Genomic DNA, 16,302 nt, shown 5'->3' on the forward strand with positions numbered 1-16,302 from the left:
CCCACCCATGTCCGTTACAATTGCTCTCAACAACGCGCTTTCTGGCCTTACGGCGGCCAGCAAGGCGGCGTCCGTGGTCTCTTCGAACATCGCCAATGCGAATACAGAAGGGTACGGCGTGCGCGAGGTGGAACTCTCTTCCGCCTCGCTGGGCGGGCAAGGGGCCGGGGTCAAAATCAATGGCATCTCGCGCAGCGTAGATCAGAGCGTATTGGCAGACCGCCGCGCCGCTGATGCTGCCTATGCCAGCGCGGCAACGCAAGCCAGCTACTATGCGAGCATCGAGAACGCGATTGGCCTTCCAGGCGATGATGGGTCCTTGTCGTCTGAGCTGGCCAAGTTCGATGCCGCGTTGATCGAGGCAGCAAGTCGACCGGATTCAGATGCGCGCTTGTCCAGTGCCGTTGCGGCAGCAGATAGCCTCGCCACCACCCTGCGCGACTTGAGCGGTGATATTCAAGCGGAGCGTCTAGAGGCTGAGAAGCAAATCGCGGCGCAGGTGGATATCCTGAACACGTCTCTTTCGCAAATTGAGGATCTTAACAACGAAATCCGTCGCCAAACCGCCAACGGCAATGAAGCGCTCGCGCTGATGGATCAGCGCCAAGTCCTGATTGATCAGGTGGCGAGCATCGTACCCGTCAATGTCGTGGATCGGGATTTCGGTCAAGTCGCCCTCATCTCCGACGGAGGAGGGGTCCTCCTCGATGGACGTGCGGCCGAGTTTTCCTTTGAGGATGTGGGCGCGATTGTTCCGGAGATGACCGTAGAAGGCGGCGCTCTGAACTACGTGGAGATGAACGGGTCTCCTGTCGATACGAGCGCCACTATCAATCCCTTGAAAGGTGGGTCCTTGGAAGCGCTCTTCGAGGTGCGCGACGAGCTGGCTGTCGCAGCGCAACAAGACGTGGATGCGGTGGCCCGGGATCTTATCGAACGTTTCGCGGACACTGCTGTGGATCCAACGCTCAGTCCAGGAGATCCAGGGCTTTTCACAGATGACGGCGCAGCCTTTGATGCATCGCTCGAGACCGGCGTGGCCGGGCGCATCTCCATCAACGCGCTCGTTGATCCCGACCAAGGTGGCGAAACTTGGCGGCTCCGCGCAGGCTTGGGTGCAACCTCCCCGGGCGAACCTGGGGCGGGGGCCATTCTGCTTTCCCTTTCCGACGCCTTGAACGGACCAAAGGTTGCCGCCTCCGGCTCTTTTTCGTCCATACCCCGGTCGGCGGCCGATCTGGCCAGCGATTTTCTTTCTAAGATCGGGACAGCGCGCCAGGCGTCTGAAGGTGAGGTCGCCTACACATCCGCCAAATGGGAGGCCCTTCGAACGCTCGAGCTTGAGGGCGGTGTCGACACCGATCAGGAACTACAAAAGCTCTTGGTGATCGAAGACGCCTATGCCGCGAACGCGCGAGTCATTCAAACCGTCGACGAAATGCTCGACCTGCTGCTGAGGATCTGACCATGATTTCAACATCCATCGGTGACCTCGCCCAAACCATGTCGAACCGCATGCAAATGACGCGGCTCAAGAGCAATCTCGGAACCCTCACCTACGAGATGTCGTCTGGTAAGAAAGAGGATATCTCTGCCGAGGTACGTGGCGAGTTCAGTGCGGTCTCCGCGCTTGAGGGCTCGTTGAAGTCCTTGTCCGCCTATGAGAACTCGGTGACCGAGGCGGTGTTGCTCTTCGATACAGCCCAAGCGTCTCTCACGCTCGTCAATGATCTCGCTGTGGAGGCGGGCCCGAACCTGATCTTGTCCAGCGAGGTTTCCGACCCGGCGATGCTCAAGGCGGCTGGAGAAGACGCGGAACAGAAACTCGCTACGATTATCTCAGCGCTCAATGTATCGGTCGCAGGGCGGTCAGTCTTCGGCGGGGCAGCTACAGATGGGGCTCCACTGATCTCGGCAAACGAGATGCTTGACGAATTGACGGCTCTGGTCGCTGGCGCCGCAACGCCAACGGATGCTCTGGCCTTGGTCGAAAGTTGGTTCTCGGATACCGGAGGCGGCTTTGAGACGATCGCCTACCAAGGGTCGGATGATCCAATGACCGCGATTCCGGTTGGCCCTGATGAGAAGGTGACACAGTCAGCGACCGCCGCGGATACGGCCATCCGAGAAGTCATGTCTTCATTTGCGACCGCAGCTCTCGTCGCGCGGGGTGTCTTTGACGGCGATGCGCAGCTTCAGGCCGAACTGATCGGCGCAGCCGGGGAGGCGATGCTGACTTCTGAAACCGGCCTCTCGGTTCTGCAGGCGGAACTCGGAGCTCAGCAGGCCTTCCTAGACGGTGTGGGTGGCCGACTTGAGACACAGCAAAACACATATCAAATGGCGCTGAACGAGATCTACGCCGCTGACCCTTACGAGGTGGCGACACAACTCGAAGCCGTCGCATTGCAGCTCGAAACGATGTATGCAGTGACGTCACGCTTGAGCAGCCTGTCCATGACTGAGTATCTGAGATGATCAAGCAGGTCTTTGCCGTTCTCGTGTGTTTTTGCGTTGCAAGCCAGGGGTTTGCGACACCCATCCGTCTCAAAGACCTGGTGGAATTTGATGGTGTTCGAGGCAATGACCTTGTGGGCTATGGCCTTGTGGTCGGCCTCAACGGGACTGGCGATGGCATCCGAAACGCGCCCTTCACCGAGGAAATTCTCGGGAGCATTCTCGAACGCCTTGGCGTGAACGTATCTGGCGAGCAATTTCGCCCCAAGAACGTCGCAGCAGTCATTGTGACCGCGGAATTGCCCCCTTTCGCGCGCGCTGGCAGTCAGATCGATGTGACCGTGTCAGCCATTGGCGACGCCAAAAGCCTTTTGGGCGGGACACTTATCATGACGCCCATGAACGCGGCGGACGGTGAGATCTACGCGGTTGCACAGGGAACCATCATCGCGGGAGGAGAATCCGCGCGAGGCGGGAATGAAGAAGTCGTCACCGGTGTGCCAACCGCAGGTGTTATCCCTTCAGGGGCGCGCGTGGAGCGGGAAGTGGATTTCGAGTTTGGAGAGCTCACCTCGCTTCGGCTGGCCTTGCGAGCGCCGGACTTTACCACAGCGTCGCGCATCGAGACGGCGATCAACGCGTTCTTTGAACGGCAGGTGGCGCTGATGCTCGATGCGGGAACAGTCGAGATTGATATCGCGCGCACGCGATTGCGGTCAGCAGCCCATGCCATTGGTCGTATCGAAAACATCCTTGTAGAACCCGAACTTCGGGCGAGAGTGGTTGTGGATCAACGCTCAGGCACGATCGTGATGGGAGAGGATGTCCGCGTCTCGCGAGTGGCTGTATCTCAGGGCAATCTGACGATCCGAATTGAGGATCGCCCGGTTATCGCGGTTCCAAACCCCTTCTCCACGGCCGAGACGATTGTTGTGCCGAGGCAGGAGGTCGCTTTGGAGCGTGAGCCCGGTATCGGCCTTGCGGAAGTCCAAGAGGGTACGAACCTGTCTGAAGTGATTGCGGGTCTCAATGCTCTCGGTGTGGCGCCGCGCGACATGATCGACATTCTCAAGAGCATCAAGGCAGCTGGCGCTCTACATGCAGAATTCGTGGTCCGCTAGTCTGGCATCTCTTCGACGGCAATGAATTGCGCTCGGTCCGATAGTCCGTCAAAAAGTTGTGCTTCTGTCCCAGTCATCCAAGCCTGTGTGCCTAAACTGCAGATCTCATCATAGAGAGCGTTTTGCCGGTTCCGGTCCAGATGCGCGGACACTTCGTCGAGGAGAACAAGAGGGGCAGCGGCGCGCTCTGTTTTGAGAGATCGCACAACTGCCAGAATGATGGAAATCAGGAGCGCCTTCTGCTCTCCAGTCGAGCAATCCCTCGCTGACACACCTTTGGAGGAAAAAATAGCCGAAAGGTCATCTCGATGCGGGCCTGAGAGGGTTCGACCTGCCAAAAGGTCTCGGGATCGTCCATCTTGTAGTGCCGCGCGAACATGGGGAGCCGTTGCAAGGGGGTTATCCCCTTCGGGTCCGACCAAGGCGAGTTCAGCGATTGGAAAAGCCTCACTCGCTTCGGATTGCCCCCCTGCAATGCGCCGCAGTGTTTCGCCTCTTTGCAAGGTGATCTGTTCTCCGGCGAGGGACATGCGCGCTTCCAACGCATCGTACCAATGTGGATCCGAGATACCGTCCTTCAGCAGACGGTTTCGATCCCGCATCGCCTTTTCGTACTCGAGAACGTGCTTTCCGTGGTCGGGAAAGAAATTCAAAGTCAAACGGTCGAGAAAACGACGGCGCCCTTCTGCGGCTTCCGTCCAAAGACGATCCATCGCGGGAACAAGCCAGACGACTGGTGCCAGTTTCCCCAACTCCAATTGAGGCTTCGATTTCCCGTCGATCTTTACGGTGCGCGCCGCGCCACCTTGGCTCCCGGTTTCAATGAGGTGATGGGTTTCACCAATGGAGACCTGCGATGTGATCTTCCAGCCAATATTGTCAGGTTGGCGTGCAAGTTGGTCCCCCTTCGCGCGACGTAAACCGCGTCCGGGCGACAAAAGGCTCACCGCCTCCAGGATATTGGTCTTGCCGGCCCCGTTAGGGCCATGCAGCACAACAGGCCTCGGGTCCAAATCCAGCATGAGGGACTTGTGAGATCGGAAAAACGAAAGCTGCAGGCTTTCAACCGCGAGCTTCACCAAGCGCTGCTACACGCGCATGGGCATGACAACGTAGACAGCGGAGGAATCTCCCCCCTCCCGCATCATGGTTGGATCCGCAGCCGAGTTGAACAAAAACACCGCATTCTCGCGATCCACTTGGCTGGCGATCTCCAGCAGGTATTTGGCGTTGAACCCAATCTCGAGCCGCTCGTCCCCATAGGCGACGGCGAGTTCTTCCTCCGCAGCCCCACTATCCGGTGCATTGACAGACAGGATCAAACGATCCTCATCCAGAGCCAACTTCACAGCACGGGACCGTTCAGAACTCACCGTCGCAACGCGATCTACCGCCTTGGCAAATTCTGAAGCATCGACCTCAAGCTTGCGGGAATTCCCCATGGGGATCACGCGTGTGTAATCCGGGAACGTGCCGTCGATGACCTTGGACGTCAGCGTGATCTCGGGTGTTGCAAAGCGCACCTTGGTCTCGGACACGGAGACTGCGATCTGCGCATCATCATCTTCTAGCAGCTTACGCAACTCGCCGACCGTTTTACGCGGAACGATCACACCAGGCATGGTCTCGGCTGCATCGGGCAATTCAGTGTCAATCCGCGCGAGGCGGTGACCGTCCGTGGCGACGCAACGCAAGCAGCGCCCGTCCTCACCATCCGCCACATGCATATAAACACCGTTCAGATAGTAACGGGTTTCTTCGGTCGAGATCGCGAATTTTGATTTCTCGAAGAGGCGACGCAAAACCGTGGCTGGCGCCGCGAAGTTGCTTGTGTATTCGGCGGTCGTCATTACAGGGAAGTCTTCGCGGGGCAGCGTCGCGAGAGAGAAGTTGGAGCGTCCGGCCACAACTTCGAGCCGACCCTTCGCGCTGTCATCGATCAGTTGCACCAAAGCGCCGTCGGGCAGTTTGCGCACGATCTCATGCAGAGTGACGGCAGGCACCGTTGTCGATCCGGCCCGTTCCACCTGCGCCGAGACGCGGTCCACAACCTCGATATCCAGATCAGTGGCGCGGAAGCTGACGGCATCGCCCTCAGCCTCGATCAGCACATTCGCTAGGATCGGAATGGTATTGCGCCGCTCGACAACCGACTGCGCCTGGCTAACGGCTCTGAGAAGAGTGGCCCGCTCGATGCTGATTTTCATAGCGTTGTCCTATGCCCCCCGGGAGCGCTCGAGCCTAAGCATTCTTGCACAGTGCTCAAGCGCTAAATGCGAACTTCCAATGGTTTGAGGGGGCCGTCAAGGCCCGCTTGTCCGTCGCGGGCCTTTGTCGTTTTCAGGTCAGACCTGCAGCGTCCGGGTCAGGATCTGCAGGTCCTCTTTCACCTGAGGGTCTTCTTCGCGCAGGGCCTCGATCCGTTTGACCGCATGGATGACCGTGGTGTGGTCACGACCACCGAAGCGCCGCCCGATTTCGGGCAGGGACCGAGTGGTCAGCGTCTTGGCCAGATACATGGCCAGCTGCCGGGGGCGCGCGATCGCCCGGGTGCGACGCGGGCCGAGCAGGTCAGTCATGCGGACATTGTAGAATTTCGAGACCGTTTGCATGATCTCGTCCACGGTGACGCGCCGATCATTCGCGCGGATCATGTCCGAAAGAGCCTCTTGCGCCACATCGATCGTGATGTGCTGCCCCACCAGAGACGAGAACGCGAAGAGGCGGTTCAACGCGCCTTCGAGCACACGCACATTGGTGGAAATGCGTTGGGCCAACATCTCCAGCACGCCATCATCGATGTGGATCGATTCGCCGCTGGCTATATGGTCCTGAAGACGCTGCTGCAGGATCCCGAGACGCAGCTCGTAATCCGTGGGATGCAGGTCCACGACCAGACCACTCGACAGCCGCGATTGGATTCGATCCTCCAACCCGTCGATCTCTCCCGGCGCCCGATCCGCAGAGATGATGATCTGCTTGTTCTGGTCGATCAGGGAGTTGAACGTGTGGAAGAACTCATCCTGCGTGCTGTCCTTGCCCGCGATAAACTGTACGTCGTCCACCATGAGCAGGTCGACAGAGCGAAAGAGCTCCTTGAACTCCATGGTGTTCCGATCCCGCAAAGCGCGAACGAAGCGATACATGAACTGTTCCGCCGAGAGATACAGCACTTTCAACTCTGGGTTGCGTGAGCAGGCTTCCCAGGCAATGGCGTGCATCAGATGTGTCTTTCCAAGTCCCACGCCCCCATAGAGGAACAGCGGGTTGAACGAGACCGGTCCACCCTCTGCCACCCGCCGTGCGGATGCATGGGCAAGCTCGTTCGGTTTGCCGACCACGAAGTTCTCGAATGTCAGTCGCGAGTCCAGCGGCGCGCTTTGCAGCGATGCGGAGGGAACCGGCTTTTCGCCTGCGGCCGGCTCAGTCTTAATCGCGGGAGCGGTCGCCTTCGCCGCGGACGCGTTGCTGCGTGCCGTGGCCGCAAGACGCGCCACATCAAACTCGATGCGGTTCACCTGTACGCCCGCCGAGAGAAGATGCTGCAGGATGTCATCACGGTAGTTCCGTGCGACCCAATTCCCGACAAAGTTAGATGGAGCTTCAAACCGGACGACGCCTTCACGACAGTCAGTGAATTTCAGCGGCTCGATCCAGGTAAGGTAGTTGTTTTGCCCGACAGTTTTAAGCAGATCATTCTGAACACTCCCCCAAGTGTCTTCGGTCATTTTTTGCCCTTTTTATAAGTGTTTAGGACTGCACCCATGACAGTCCACGTGCCTTCCATCCGCTCAGCGCCCCGCGGTGCTTTGCGTCGTCCAGGTCTCCTTCAAAACCCTCTTTTACGTTGACGCAAATGACCGTTTCACCGCGTGCGGCAAAGGTCTGCGCCATGGTCTGCGCGGCACTGAGTGAGCGTGCCCCCGACCGGCAGATGAAAAACGCCTGAGAGGGAGCAGCTCCTCCGAGGGCGTCCAGCACCTGGTTCGCAAAGTCCGCGTTGTGAGACATGCCCGGAAACGTCGCCCATTCAACCTGAAGGGGCGCGCGTCCGAGATCGCTGAGATCGGGGCCGCCCACAAATGCCCACTCTGCCGCGGATCTGACGTCCACGAGCACCGCGTTTGCATCCTGTGAGAGACTGTCCCAGACGTCTTGAGGCACAGCCTCTCCGACGACGGGATTTTGGCCCGCGCTCATATTCTAACTCACTTCCGTGTGACTCGCTGGGACATGGGTATCAACTGCTCCACGGGTCTCGCAACAAATCTTCTTTGTTGACTCCGGGGATATCGTTCATCGAATCTTTACACAACCCTGGGTTGATATTCGATTGCGCGAGTAAGGTTCATAAAATGAAGGGGAATTCTGTCACAAAAGCAAAAACGCCCCCGGACGGAGGCGCTTTCAATTTTTTTTCAACCTGAGGGTGAGCGATCAGGCGCTGAGCGCTTTCACCCGCTTGGACAGGCGCGACATTTTCCGGGCTGCCGTGTTCTTGTGCACGATGCCCTTCGTCACGCCCCGCATCAGCTCCGGTTGAGCCGAGCGCAGAGCGTCGGAAGCCACCGCATAGTCCCCGGACGCAATGGCTTCTTCCACCTTGCGCAGATACGTGCGGATGCGCGACCGACGCGCCTTGTTAACGTCAGCGCGACGCTCGTTCTGGCGCGCGCGTTTCTTTGCCTGAGGCGAGTTGGCCATGAGGCCTCCCACTTGATGTCACGAGTAAAATTCTGAACCGCTCCAATAGAAGCGAGTCGTCATCAAGTCAACCTGTGAACGGGGGAATTGACCTATTTGTCCCGGAACTGCGGTTCGCGCTTCTCAAGGAAGGCGCCCATGCCCTCGGTCTGGTCTTCGGTGGCGAACATGGCGTGGAAGAGACGGCGCTCAAAGAGCAGTCCTTCGCGCAGCGATGTCTCGTAGGAGCGGTTCACCGCTTCTTTCACGGCCATGGCGGTCAGTTGGGATTTCTCGGCGATCTTGTGGGCCGCACCCATCGCCTCCTCCATCAGCTTCTTGACCGGGACGACCCGGCTGACGAGGCCCGAGCGTTCGGCCTCCTGCGCATCCATGAAGCGACCTGTCAGATGCATATCCATGGACTTCGACTTGCCGACGAACCGTGTCAGGCGCTGCGTGCCGCCGATCCCGGCGACTACGCCGAGGTTGATCTCGGGCTGACCGAATTTCGCGGTTTCCGACGCGATGATAAAATCGCACATCATGGCGATCTCGCAGCCACCGCCTAGGGCGTAGCCCGAGACCGCCGCGATGATCGGCTTGCGGCAGTTCAGCAGACGCTCAACTTCGGGACCAAAGAGATCCGAGCCGAACACATCCACGAAGGTCTTGTCCGACATTTCCTTGATATCCGCGCCAGCGGCGAAGGCCTTGTCGGACCCGGTCAGGATGATGCAGCGGACCTTCTCGTTTTCTTCTGCCATCTGCAGCGCCTTGGCGAGCTCCAGCAGCAGTTCCGTGTTCAGAGCATTCAGCGCGTCCGGTCTGTTCAGCCGGATCAGTGCGATGTGGTCCTCCACATCGACGATCAGCGTGTTGTAGGCCATTCAGGCGCTCCCGTTGTTCCCAGCCCGGGCAGGGTTACCAACTGGAGCGCGGGGTGCAAGGTTATCTTTGGCAGCTGGGACAATAGAAGGACGATCTGCCTGATTGGACGATCCGGCGCACTACATCTGGGCAGGCCGGGGTCTGGCACGGGGCGCCTTCGCGGTCATAAACTTGGAATCGGTGCTGAAAATAACCCAGATCTCCGTCCGTTTGCCGGTAGTCCCGGAGCGAGGATCCCCCGGCCTCGATCGCCTCGGACAGGACGGCGCGGATGATGGGAACGAGGCTGCGCACGCGGCTCTCCGAGATCCGCGCCGCCTTGCGTTGCGGCGAGATGCCCGCCCGGTAGAGCGCTTCGCAAACATAGATATTGCCGAGGCCCGCGACGATCTTCTGATCGAGCAGGGCGGATTTGATCGGCGTGTTCCGCCCCTTGAGACGCGCGACAAGGTAGTCCTCGTCAAACCCGTTCCCCAAGGGTTCGGGGCCGAGGCTGGCGAGCATCGGGTGTGCCTCGACCGCGTCGCTCGGCGCCAGATCCATCGCGCCGAACCGCCGCGCATCGTTGAAAACCACCCGGGAGCCTGTCTCGAAATCGAACACAACGTGGTCGTGTTTTTCCAGCGCGGGCAGCTGATGGTGAAACTCACCCGGTCTCGTCGCAGCCCCGTTGTCATGCGGCGCATGGATCAGGATCCGTCCGGACATGCCGAGATGAATGATCAGCGTCTCGCCCGTATCCAGCTCGGCCAGGATGTATTTCGACCGCCGCCCCAGCCGAATGACCTTCGCACCGGTCAGGCGCTCAGCCATGCGCTCCGGCAGGGGCCAGCGCAGATCCGGCCGCCGCACATCTGCCGCGACGATCCGCCGACCGGTCATTACCGGATCCAGCCCGCGACGGACCGTTTCGACCTCTGGAAGTTCAGGCATCAGCTCTCCCCGCGTTGCAGCACGTTGTCACCGCCAAGCCGCAGCCTATAAGGAGGGGGCAGCATCCACCGATGGCAAGAGCACATGACCGAGAAGAATGAGAAAACCACGCATTTCGGCTACCAGACGGTCGCCGAGCAGGACAAGGCCTCGCTCGTGCAGGGTGTCTTCACCAATGTCGCGTCGAAATACGATGTGATGAATGATCTGATGTCGGCGGGTCTGCACCGTGTCTGGAAGGATGCGATGATGGATTGGCTCGCGCCGCGGGACGGGCAGCGCCTGCTCGATGTGGCGGGGGGGACCGGCGATATCTCTTTCCGGTTTCTCAAGCGCGCGCCCGGGGCCGAGGCGGTGGTGCTCGACCTAACCGAGAGCATGCTGGTCGCCGGACGGCAGCGGGCCGAGGCCGAGGCGATGGATACCCGTCTTGATTGGCTGGTCGGCGACGCAATGGCGCTGCCTTTTGAGGCCAACAGTTTCGATGTCTACACGATCAGTTTCGGGATCCGGAACGTGACGCGGATCGCGGATGCGCTGTCCGAGGCGTATCGTGTGCTCAAGCCCGGCGGCCGGCTCATGGTGCTGGAGTTCAGCCAGTTGCCCAATCCCGGGCTGCAAAAAGCCTATGACCTCTATTCCTTCAACGTCATCCCGCCCATGGGCCAGATGGTGGCCAATGACCGCGACAGCTATCAGTATCTCGTGGAATCCATCCGCCGTTTTCCGGATCAGGAGACCTTCGCCAGCATGATCCGCACCGCGGGGTTCGAGCAGGTGAAGTACCGCAATCTCAGCTTCGGGATCGCCGCGTTGCATTCCGGGTGGAAGCTCTAGCATGCGCGGACCCCACAATTTCTGGCGCTTGATCCGAACCGGGGCGACCTTTGAGCGGACGGGCGCCATGCGCGTGGCGCTCGAAGCGATGGATGCGCCGCCCGCCTTGCGGCTTGCCGCGCGGGTGCTGGGCTGGCCGTTCCAGTGGCTCGGGCTGAAGGGCGACGAGACGATGCCGCCAGTGACCCGGGCGCTCACTGCGCTTGGGCCCGCCTATATCAAATTCGGTCAGATCCTCTCGACCCGGCCCGATGTGGTCGGGCAGGAGCTGGCCGATCAGTTGAAGGTTCTGCAGGATAAGCTTCCCCCGTTTACCGCCGAGGAAGCCAAGCGCGAAGTGGCGCGCGAATTGGATATGCCGGTGGAGGAGCTGTTTTCGGAGTTCTCGCCCCCCGTGGCCGCGGCGTCCATCGCGCAAGTCCACAAGGCCCTGCTTGCTGAGACTGGCGAAGCCGTTGCCGTCAAGGTCCTGCGCCCCGGTATCGAGAAAGCATTCCGCAAGGATATCGACGCGTTCTACCTGATCGCGCAGGCGGTTGCGCTCTTTGCGCCGGGCGCGCGGCGGTTGCGGCCGATCGATGTGATCGAGCATTTCGAGGGCGTCGTCATGGGCGAGCTTGATCTGCGCCTCGAGGCCTCCGCTGCCGGTGAGTTCGCCGCGACCACGGCGCAGGATGCGGGCTTCCAAGTGCCGGACGTGCATTGGGACCTCTCGGCGCGCCGCGTCATGACCCTGTCCTGGGTTGAAGGCATCCCGATGCACGATGTGGAGGCGATCCGCGCCGCCGGGATCGACACGATGGAGCTTGGAAGCCGGGTCCTGTCGCTCTTTCTCAGCCAAGCGCTCCGGGACGGGTATTTCCACGCGGATATGCATCAGGGGAACCTGAAGGTCGGGCCGTCCGGGGATATCATCGCGCTCGATTTCGGGATTATGGGGCGGATCGATGAATACACTCGGCGCGTCTATGCGGAAATCCTTATGGGGTTCATCCAGAAGGACTATCGCCGCGTGGCCGAGGTGCATTTCGAGGCCGGTTACGTGCCGGCGGACCGCGATATCGATCAGTTCGCGCAGGCACTGCGATCGGTCGGGGAGCCGATCTTCGGCATGGACGCTTCGCGCATCTCCATGGCGCGGCTTCTGGCCTATCTTTTTGAGGTGACAGAGCGGTTCGGGATGGAAACTCGAACTGAACTTATCCTTCTGCAACGCACCATGGTCGTGGTCGAAGGTGTGGCCCGTTCGCTCAACCCTCGGATCAATATTTGGGAAGTCGCACAGCCGATTGTCGGGTCCTATATCGCGCAGAATGTCGGGCCAAAGGCCTTGCTGCGGGATCTGACCGCGACGGTGCGGGTCTTGGGGAAGTTTGGCCCGCGGCTACCGCAACTGGCTGAGGCCGCGCTTGTCCGGCAAACGAACCTTGCCACACCGCCACCCAAGGTCGTGCGCTTGCCGGGTTGGGCCTGGTTTCTCGCCGGAGCTGCCTCAGCTGGCGTGCTCGGCGCGCTCGCAGGCTTGCTCTAGCGCTGCGCATTCCTTCTCGAGCGCTTCTGCGTAGATCGCGTTGCCCTGCGACAGCTGCATTTGGCAATAACAGGCCATGCGCCAACGATAGTATGGCGCGATCCGGATATAGGCGCGCGCCAGTTCCGCATCCGCGTATGCCTCCAATAGCGCGTCATCCGAAATAATCGGGTCGGTTTTGGATAAGGATTGCATGCCAGGCGAACTTGCGTGCGCGATATCCTCGCAAGGATCGCCTTGCGCGGGGCATTGCCAATCAAGCGCGATTGCCTTGGATGTGTCCAGTATCGCCACATTTGCGGGCACCAGGTCCCGGTGGACCAGGCGCAGCGGCAGTGGGTTTGGTACGTCTCTATTAGGCGGGGCAAGGCGTGTCAGCCAGGCTGGGGGCCTGCTTTTTGCCAGCATGGCATGACCATCCAAAAGCAAGTCCATCGACGATTTGCGGCAGACCGGCAGATCTGGCCAAACAGGTGTCTGATGGATCTCGCGCAGGGTTGTGGCCAACGCAAGCGGGGTCAAAGCCCCGTGCGTTGGAACGAACTGGGACAAGATCAGCGCCGCACCGCTGGGCAGCCATTGAAACGTGAGCGGTTGTGCAGAGAGCGCGCGGTGGCTCAAGGCCTTCATTGCCGCCCACTCCAGCTCCGGAGCGTTCGGGAACAGCGCTGAACTCCGTGCCGGGTTGGTGTATTTGACAACAAGTCTGGTGCCGATTTCAGGCGTGTGCACCCAGACTTGGCTGGTATGGCCTTTGTGGATCTGCCCAAGGCCTTTTGAGGACAGACCCAACCCGCTCAACGCATTGGACACCTCTAACGGCAGCTCGGTCTGTGGGGAAGGGGGAGCGATCTTGGCCATGGCGCGGAGCTATAGCCAGACCGATTTGCCGTGGCCAGAGCTGTTTCAGACCGGCTGGCGCAGACTGATGACCGAGGCTGCATCAAGCTCGATCCCGCCGCCGGTCACAAGCTGCGTGCCGCCGCCCGAGGCCCTCACCTCGACAATCTCGCGATAGGCCGACACGCGCCCATCCGGCAGGCTTTCGCCATCTACGGTGGATTCGACAGAGAGGCTATATGAACCGCTTGGCAAGGGCGCCCCGTCCGCGCCGACCCCTGCCCAGAGCATCGACTCGGCCGATGTATCCAGCGGCAAACGTTGAACCTCTGTGCCGTCGGAGCGGAACACGACCAGCTCGGCGCTGTCGGCAAAACTCGGGATCTCAGGGCGGATCTCAATAGGTGCACCGTCGAAATACATTGGCCCGACTGCCAGTGCATCCATGCCAACCCAACTCGCCAGCTGGGACAGGTTCGCCAACCCCATCTGGCCCCCGAGATCTTCGAGCAGTGCATTGGTGCGCGTCTGCTGTTCGACCCCCGAGAAGGTCGCGAGCTGGACAGCCAGATCCTGACTGTCCACCGGATCCAGGGGGTCCTGATTCTCCAGCTGTGTTGTCAGCATGGTGAGAAAGGTCTCGAAATCGGAGGCAATCGCCGTTGCCGAATTCGACGAGTTGCTTGCGGGTTGGGTGGTCGACGTGACCCCGGAAACTGCGTCCATGATGTCTCCTATAGTCTCAGGTCAAGGCCGGAAGAGGATGTGTTCGTGCGCGGTGAGGCAGGGCCTGCAGCCTCGGTGCTATCGGTTTGCGACGAGATCACGTGGTGCGAGGCAGCCCCCTCGCGTTCGCCCGAGGAGTCCGACGCGTTCGATCCGTCCTGGGAGAAACTGAACGAGACATTTTCCCATCCAGCCTCCGCCAGTTCGGCGCGCATCTGTTCGATATTGCGGCGAATTAGATCGAGCGTTTCGGGGCGCTCGACCTGCACGAGCACAGTGCCCACGCCCTCGCTCCCCGAAAGGGTCATGCGCACACGTCCCAGTTCTTCCGGGCTGAGGAGGATTTCCGTCGAGTCGCCCGGTGCCTTTGGCATCCCAGCCTGAAGTTGCGCGAGGATAGCTTGAGCGGTGGTCGCTGGACGCTGTGCGGTTGCAGCAGTGAGATCGGCCTTCGACAGGGTGCTCTCGGACGAGGAGTTGCTAGCTCCGAGGGTCAGTTCATCGAACATGTCGAGCGTGTCGGTCTTGACCGGAAGCGTCGGGATCGCGGTCGTGGAGAGACCCGCTTGCATACTCAGAGCGGCGTTTTGAGTACTGTGACCCAAGCTCGGTGTTTGTTGGTTGCCGAGGAAACCTGATGCTGCGCGTTCGGGTCGCTCGGGACTGTTTGCGTCGGTAAGCTTTTCCGCAACGTGATGATTGGTATCTACGGTTTTCGTTTCGACCATCGCAAAAGGCCGAAGTTGTGTTGGAGTGGCGGTCACTGCGCCAATGGGGGCGTTTGCACCTGAGCCAGGGTTGGTCGCTTCTCCCTTAGACACCGTGATTTCTGCCGTTGCAGGAGAGGCCACCGGACCAATCGATTCCTGCTTTGGAGGTATCAAGACATTTGAAGAGTCGGGTGCCGCACTTGCAATCTGTCGGATCTCAGCCCGGATTGGGGCGAGACCGGCGAGGCCTAGCGTTCTGGGGGGCATTGATGCGTCCAGTGGTCTCTTTGCCAAAAACTGCTGGTTACCTTGTCCTTCGCCTTGCGGTGAAGCAGGGCGCGAGTTGTCGAATTGCGTCAGCAACTGGTCCGCAGCCTGGGGCACTCCCACAGGCTTGGATGAGGTCAAAACCGCTCCCGTTGGTTCAATCTGAGTTGTCGCGGGCGCAAAGGCGGCTCCCGATCTGTTGCTCTCAGGCTGAGTTGAGGCGAGCTTTATCCCGGCTTTTGGAGCAGGGGCTTGTGTAGAGGGAGAGCTGAGCCCTGTTCCAGAAAAGGAGGGAGCGTTTGCCGTTTGCGTGGTGCGTGATGCCGAGCCGGAGTCGGAAAAGGCGCTCTGTGCGATGTTGACTTGGCGCGTCTGCGCGCTGAACGCTGCTTCGCTCAATGTCACTATCGGTCGAGGGCGTGATTGCGCAAAGTCTGGTTCAACCAATTGGTCTAGAACCGAACCTTTACTTGGCGTCGCTTCTGTTTGTGCGGCGCCCGGGGCCGCCACGGCGCGATCTGATGACTTCGCATTGACCTCATCTCGAATTCTCTGAGAGTCACTCTTTTGAGCGTTTTCGGCCTCTTTGGACGAGGCCCTTTTCAGAGGCTCTTGAGCGCCCGCATCCGTCTGGACAAGACTTGCGTTTTCGCCGTCTTGCGGCAAGCGCGTTTTTGCGGATGCCTCTGAGTTCAGTTCTTGGGCCGTCGGAGACGGAAATGCCGATGGCTTTCCCTCTCGACCCGAAATCGGGGCGGCCTGTGTGGGACGCGTTTCATTTGCTTTGGTGGTTGTGACAGCTTTCTCAACGGCTTGAGAAGGAACAGGCGCTTCTGAAGTGCTCGTGATCCTGTCTTCTGAAAAAGCGCCCAAGCGCGCAGGCGCTTTGCCCTCGCTTTCAGCGACAGAGGCGGCCTCTTTGACCGGAACATCCACTTTCCGAGGATCAGTCTCTATCTCAGCTTTGCCATCCACATCAGTTTCAGCGGTCGCACCGCCCTCGGAGGCCTCTCCGCCTGCAGAAGGTTTCTCCGGCGTTTCGTCCCCTTCGGAGATCGATGTCGGGGTCGCTTCAGGTTTTCTGTTGCGGTTCTCTTCGGCTTGAAACGCCTCCAGGAATCCGTTGGCAGAGGCTTCGTCGCCCGCGATTTGCGCGCCTCCAGAGCCTTTTGCAGACGCTTTGGTTTGGCTGTCGCTCGCCGTTAGGGCGGGTAGAACACGTGTAATCTCTAGGTGCATGGTGACCTTCTGGGCACTGGTATGCCGTTCTGCCTAGCGAGTATTCCTTACTACTTCTTTACCCTGG

Annotated in this window: 15 protein-coding genes; 5 read left to right on the top strand and 10 right to left on the bottom strand. The window is 60.0% G+C overall.

Annotated elements, in window-relative coordinates:
• The first annotated feature begins 7 nt into the window (after nucleotides 1–7).
• The 3 genes from flgK to ACP153_RS15265 are packed head-to-tail and all read left to right on the top strand — an operon-like array spanning nucleotide 8 to nucleotide 3,578.
• Nucleotides 8–1,465: a flagellar hook-associated protein FlgK gene (flgK, locus tag ACP153_RS15255; RefSeq protein WP_424971872.1), complete on the top strand. Its 1,458-nt coding sequence runs from the start codon at nucleotides 8–10 to the stop codon at nucleotides 1,463–1,465.
• A gap of 2 nt (nucleotides 1,466–1,467) precedes the next feature.
• The gene (locus ACP153_RS15260; protein ID WP_424971873.1) at nucleotides 1,468–2,478 is read left to right on the top strand and encodes a flagellin; all 1,011 of its coding nucleotides are present in this window, start codon (nucleotides 1,468–1,470) and stop codon (nucleotides 2,476–2,478) included.
• On the top strand, nucleotides 2,475–3,578 hold the full coding sequence (locus ACP153_RS15265; protein ID WP_424971874.1) for a flagellar basal body P-ring protein FlgI: 1,104 nt from the start codon (nucleotides 2,475–2,477) through the stop codon (nucleotides 3,576–3,578). Before ACP153_RS15260 ends, ACP153_RS15265 begins: the two co-directional genes overlap by 4 nt.
• On the opposite strand, the gene recF is transcribed toward ACP153_RS15265, so the two are convergent.
• The 7 genes from recF to mutM form a co-directional block, all read right to left on the bottom strand.
• Nucleotides 3,575–4,660, bottom strand: coding sequence for a DNA replication/repair protein RecF (gene recF, locus ACP153_RS15270; protein ID WP_424971875.1), 1,086 nt, complete (start codon nucleotides 4,658–4,660; stop codon nucleotides 3,575–3,577). The two genes, ACP153_RS15265 and recF, sit on opposite strands and share 4 nt — an antisense overlap.
• Before the next feature lie 6 nt (nucleotides 4,661–4,666).
• Complete coding sequence (gene dnaN / locus ACP153_RS15275) at nucleotides 4,667–5,785, bottom strand: DNA polymerase III subunit beta (protein ID WP_424971876.1); 1,119 nt, start codon at nucleotides 5,783–5,785, stop codon at nucleotides 4,667–4,669.
• Between the two features lie 138 nt (nucleotides 5,786–5,923).
• On the bottom strand, nucleotides 5,924–7,306 hold the full coding sequence (dnaA, locus tag ACP153_RS15280) for a chromosomal replication initiator protein DnaA (protein WP_424971877.1): 1,383 nt from the start codon (nucleotides 7,304–7,306) through the stop codon (nucleotides 5,924–5,926).
• Between the two features lie 22 nt (nucleotides 7,307–7,328).
• Complete coding sequence (locus tag ACP153_RS15285; RefSeq protein WP_424971878.1) at nucleotides 7,329–7,778, bottom strand: rhodanese-like domain-containing protein; 450 nt, start codon at nucleotides 7,776–7,778, stop codon at nucleotides 7,329–7,331.
• A gap of 237 nt (nucleotides 7,779–8,015) precedes the next feature.
• The gene (rpsT, locus tag ACP153_RS15290) at nucleotides 8,016–8,282 is read right to left on the bottom strand and encodes a 30S ribosomal protein S20 (RefSeq protein WP_424971879.1); all 267 of its coding nucleotides are present in this window, start codon (nucleotides 8,280–8,282) and stop codon (nucleotides 8,016–8,018) included.
• A 92-nt stretch (nucleotides 8,283–8,374) separates the two neighbouring features.
• Nucleotides 8,375–9,151, bottom strand: coding sequence for an enoyl-CoA hydratase (locus tag ACP153_RS15295; RefSeq protein WP_424971880.1), 777 nt, complete (start codon nucleotides 9,149–9,151; stop codon nucleotides 8,375–8,377).
• A gap of 61 nt (nucleotides 9,152–9,212) precedes the next feature.
• Nucleotides 9,213–10,085, bottom strand: a complete 873-nt coding sequence (gene mutM / locus ACP153_RS15300; protein ID WP_424971881.1) for a bifunctional DNA-formamidopyrimidine glycosylase/DNA-(apurinic or apyrimidinic site) lyase — start codon at nucleotides 10,083–10,085, stop codon at nucleotides 9,213–9,215.
• A gap of 84 nt (nucleotides 10,086–10,169) precedes the next feature.
• Between mutM and ubiE the strand changes: the two genes are divergently transcribed.
• Complete coding sequence (gene ubiE / locus ACP153_RS15305) at nucleotides 10,170–10,922, top strand: bifunctional demethylmenaquinone methyltransferase/2-methoxy-6-polyprenyl-1,4-benzoquinol methylase UbiE (RefSeq protein ID WP_424971882.1); 753 nt, start codon at nucleotides 10,170–10,172, stop codon at nucleotides 10,920–10,922.
• Between the two features lies 1 nt (nucleotide 10,923).
• Entirely contained in the window at nucleotides 10,924–12,453 is a 1,530-nt protein-coding gene (gene ubiB / locus ACP153_RS15310) for a 2-polyprenylphenol 6-hydroxylase (protein ID WP_424971883.1), read from the top strand.
• Here ubiB and ACP153_RS15315 read toward each other — a convergent pair.
• From ACP153_RS15315 to ACP153_RS15325, 3 genes are read right to left on the bottom strand one after another with little or no spacing between them, the layout of a single operon-like run.
• The gene (locus tag ACP153_RS15315) at nucleotides 12,415–13,314 is read right to left on the bottom strand and encodes a phosphotransferase family protein (RefSeq protein WP_424971884.1); all 900 of its coding nucleotides are present in this window, start codon (nucleotides 13,312–13,314) and stop codon (nucleotides 12,415–12,417) included. The genes ubiB and ACP153_RS15315 overlap by 39 nt on opposite strands.
• Before the next feature lie 45 nt (nucleotides 13,315–13,359).
• The gene (locus ACP153_RS15320) at nucleotides 13,360–14,019 is read right to left on the bottom strand and encodes a flagellar hook capping FlgD N-terminal domain-containing protein (protein ID WP_424971885.1); all 660 of its coding nucleotides are present in this window, start codon (nucleotides 14,017–14,019) and stop codon (nucleotides 13,360–13,362) included.
• Between the two features lie 8 nt (nucleotides 14,020–14,027).
• Nucleotides 14,028–16,235, bottom strand: a complete 2,208-nt coding sequence (locus tag ACP153_RS15325; protein WP_424971886.1) for a flagellar hook-length control protein FliK — start codon at nucleotides 16,233–16,235, stop codon at nucleotides 14,028–14,030.
• Nucleotides 16,236–16,302: the final 67 nt, after the last annotated feature.

Origin of the sequence: Dinoroseobacter sp. S76, assembly GCF_049801095.1 — a bacterium.
Classification (GTDB): Bacteria; Pseudomonadota; Alphaproteobacteria; order Rhodobacterales; family Rhodobacteraceae; genus Dinoroseobacter.

What these genes read in the sequence shown, in the direction of transcription:
- ACP153_RS15315 (WP_424971884.1), bottom strand. Translation starts at nt 13,314, where the DNA reads ATGGCCAAGATCGCTCCCCCTTCCCCACAGACCGAGCTGCCGTTAGAG.
- ACP153_RS15320 (WP_424971885.1), bottom strand. Translation starts at nt 14,019, where the DNA reads ATGGACGCAGTTTCCGGGGTCACGTCGACCACCCAACCCGCAAGCAAC.
- rpsT (WP_424971879.1), bottom strand. Translation starts at nt 8,282, where the DNA reads ATGGCCAACTCGCCTCAGGCAAAGAAACGCGCGCGCCAGAACGAGCGT.
- flgK (WP_424971872.1), top strand. Translation starts at nt 8, where the DNA reads ATGTCCGTTACAATTGCTCTCAACAACGCGCTTTCTGGCCTTACGGCG.
- ACP153_RS15325 (WP_424971886.1), bottom strand. Translation starts at nt 16,235, where the DNA reads ATGCACCTAGAGATTACACGTGTTCTACCCGCCCTAACGGCGAGCGAC.
- ACP153_RS15285 (WP_424971878.1), bottom strand. Translation starts at nt 7,778, where the DNA reads ATGAGCGCGGGCCAAAATCCCGTCGTCGGAGAGGCTGTGCCTCAAGAC.
- ubiB (WP_424971883.1), top strand. Translation starts at nt 10,924, where the DNA reads ATGCGCGGACCCCACAATTTCTGGCGCTTGATCCGAACCGGGGCGACC.
- dnaN (WP_424971876.1), bottom strand. Translation starts at nt 5,785, where the DNA reads ATGAAAATCAGCATCGAGCGGGCCACTCTTCTCAGAGCCGTTAGCCAG.
- ubiE (WP_424971882.1), top strand. Translation starts at nt 10,170, where the DNA reads ATGACCGAGAAGAATGAGAAAACCACGCATTTCGGCTACCAGACGGTC.
- mutM (WP_424971881.1), bottom strand. Translation starts at nt 10,085, where the DNA reads ATGCCTGAACTTCCAGAGGTCGAAACGGTCCGTCGCGGGCTGGATCCG.
- ACP153_RS15260 (WP_424971873.1), top strand. Translation starts at nt 1,468, where the DNA reads ATGATTTCAACATCCATCGGTGACCTCGCCCAAACCATGTCGAACCGC.
- dnaA (WP_424971877.1), bottom strand. Translation starts at nt 7,306, where the DNA reads ATGACCGAAGACACTTGGGGGAGTGTTCAGAATGATCTGCTTAAAACT.
- ACP153_RS15295 (WP_424971880.1), bottom strand. Translation starts at nt 9,151, where the DNA reads ATGGCCTACAACACGCTGATCGTCGATGTGGAGGACCACATCGCACTG.
- ACP153_RS15265 (WP_424971874.1), top strand. Translation starts at nt 2,475, where the DNA reads ATGATCAAGCAGGTCTTTGCCGTTCTCGTGTGTTTTTGCGTTGCAAGC.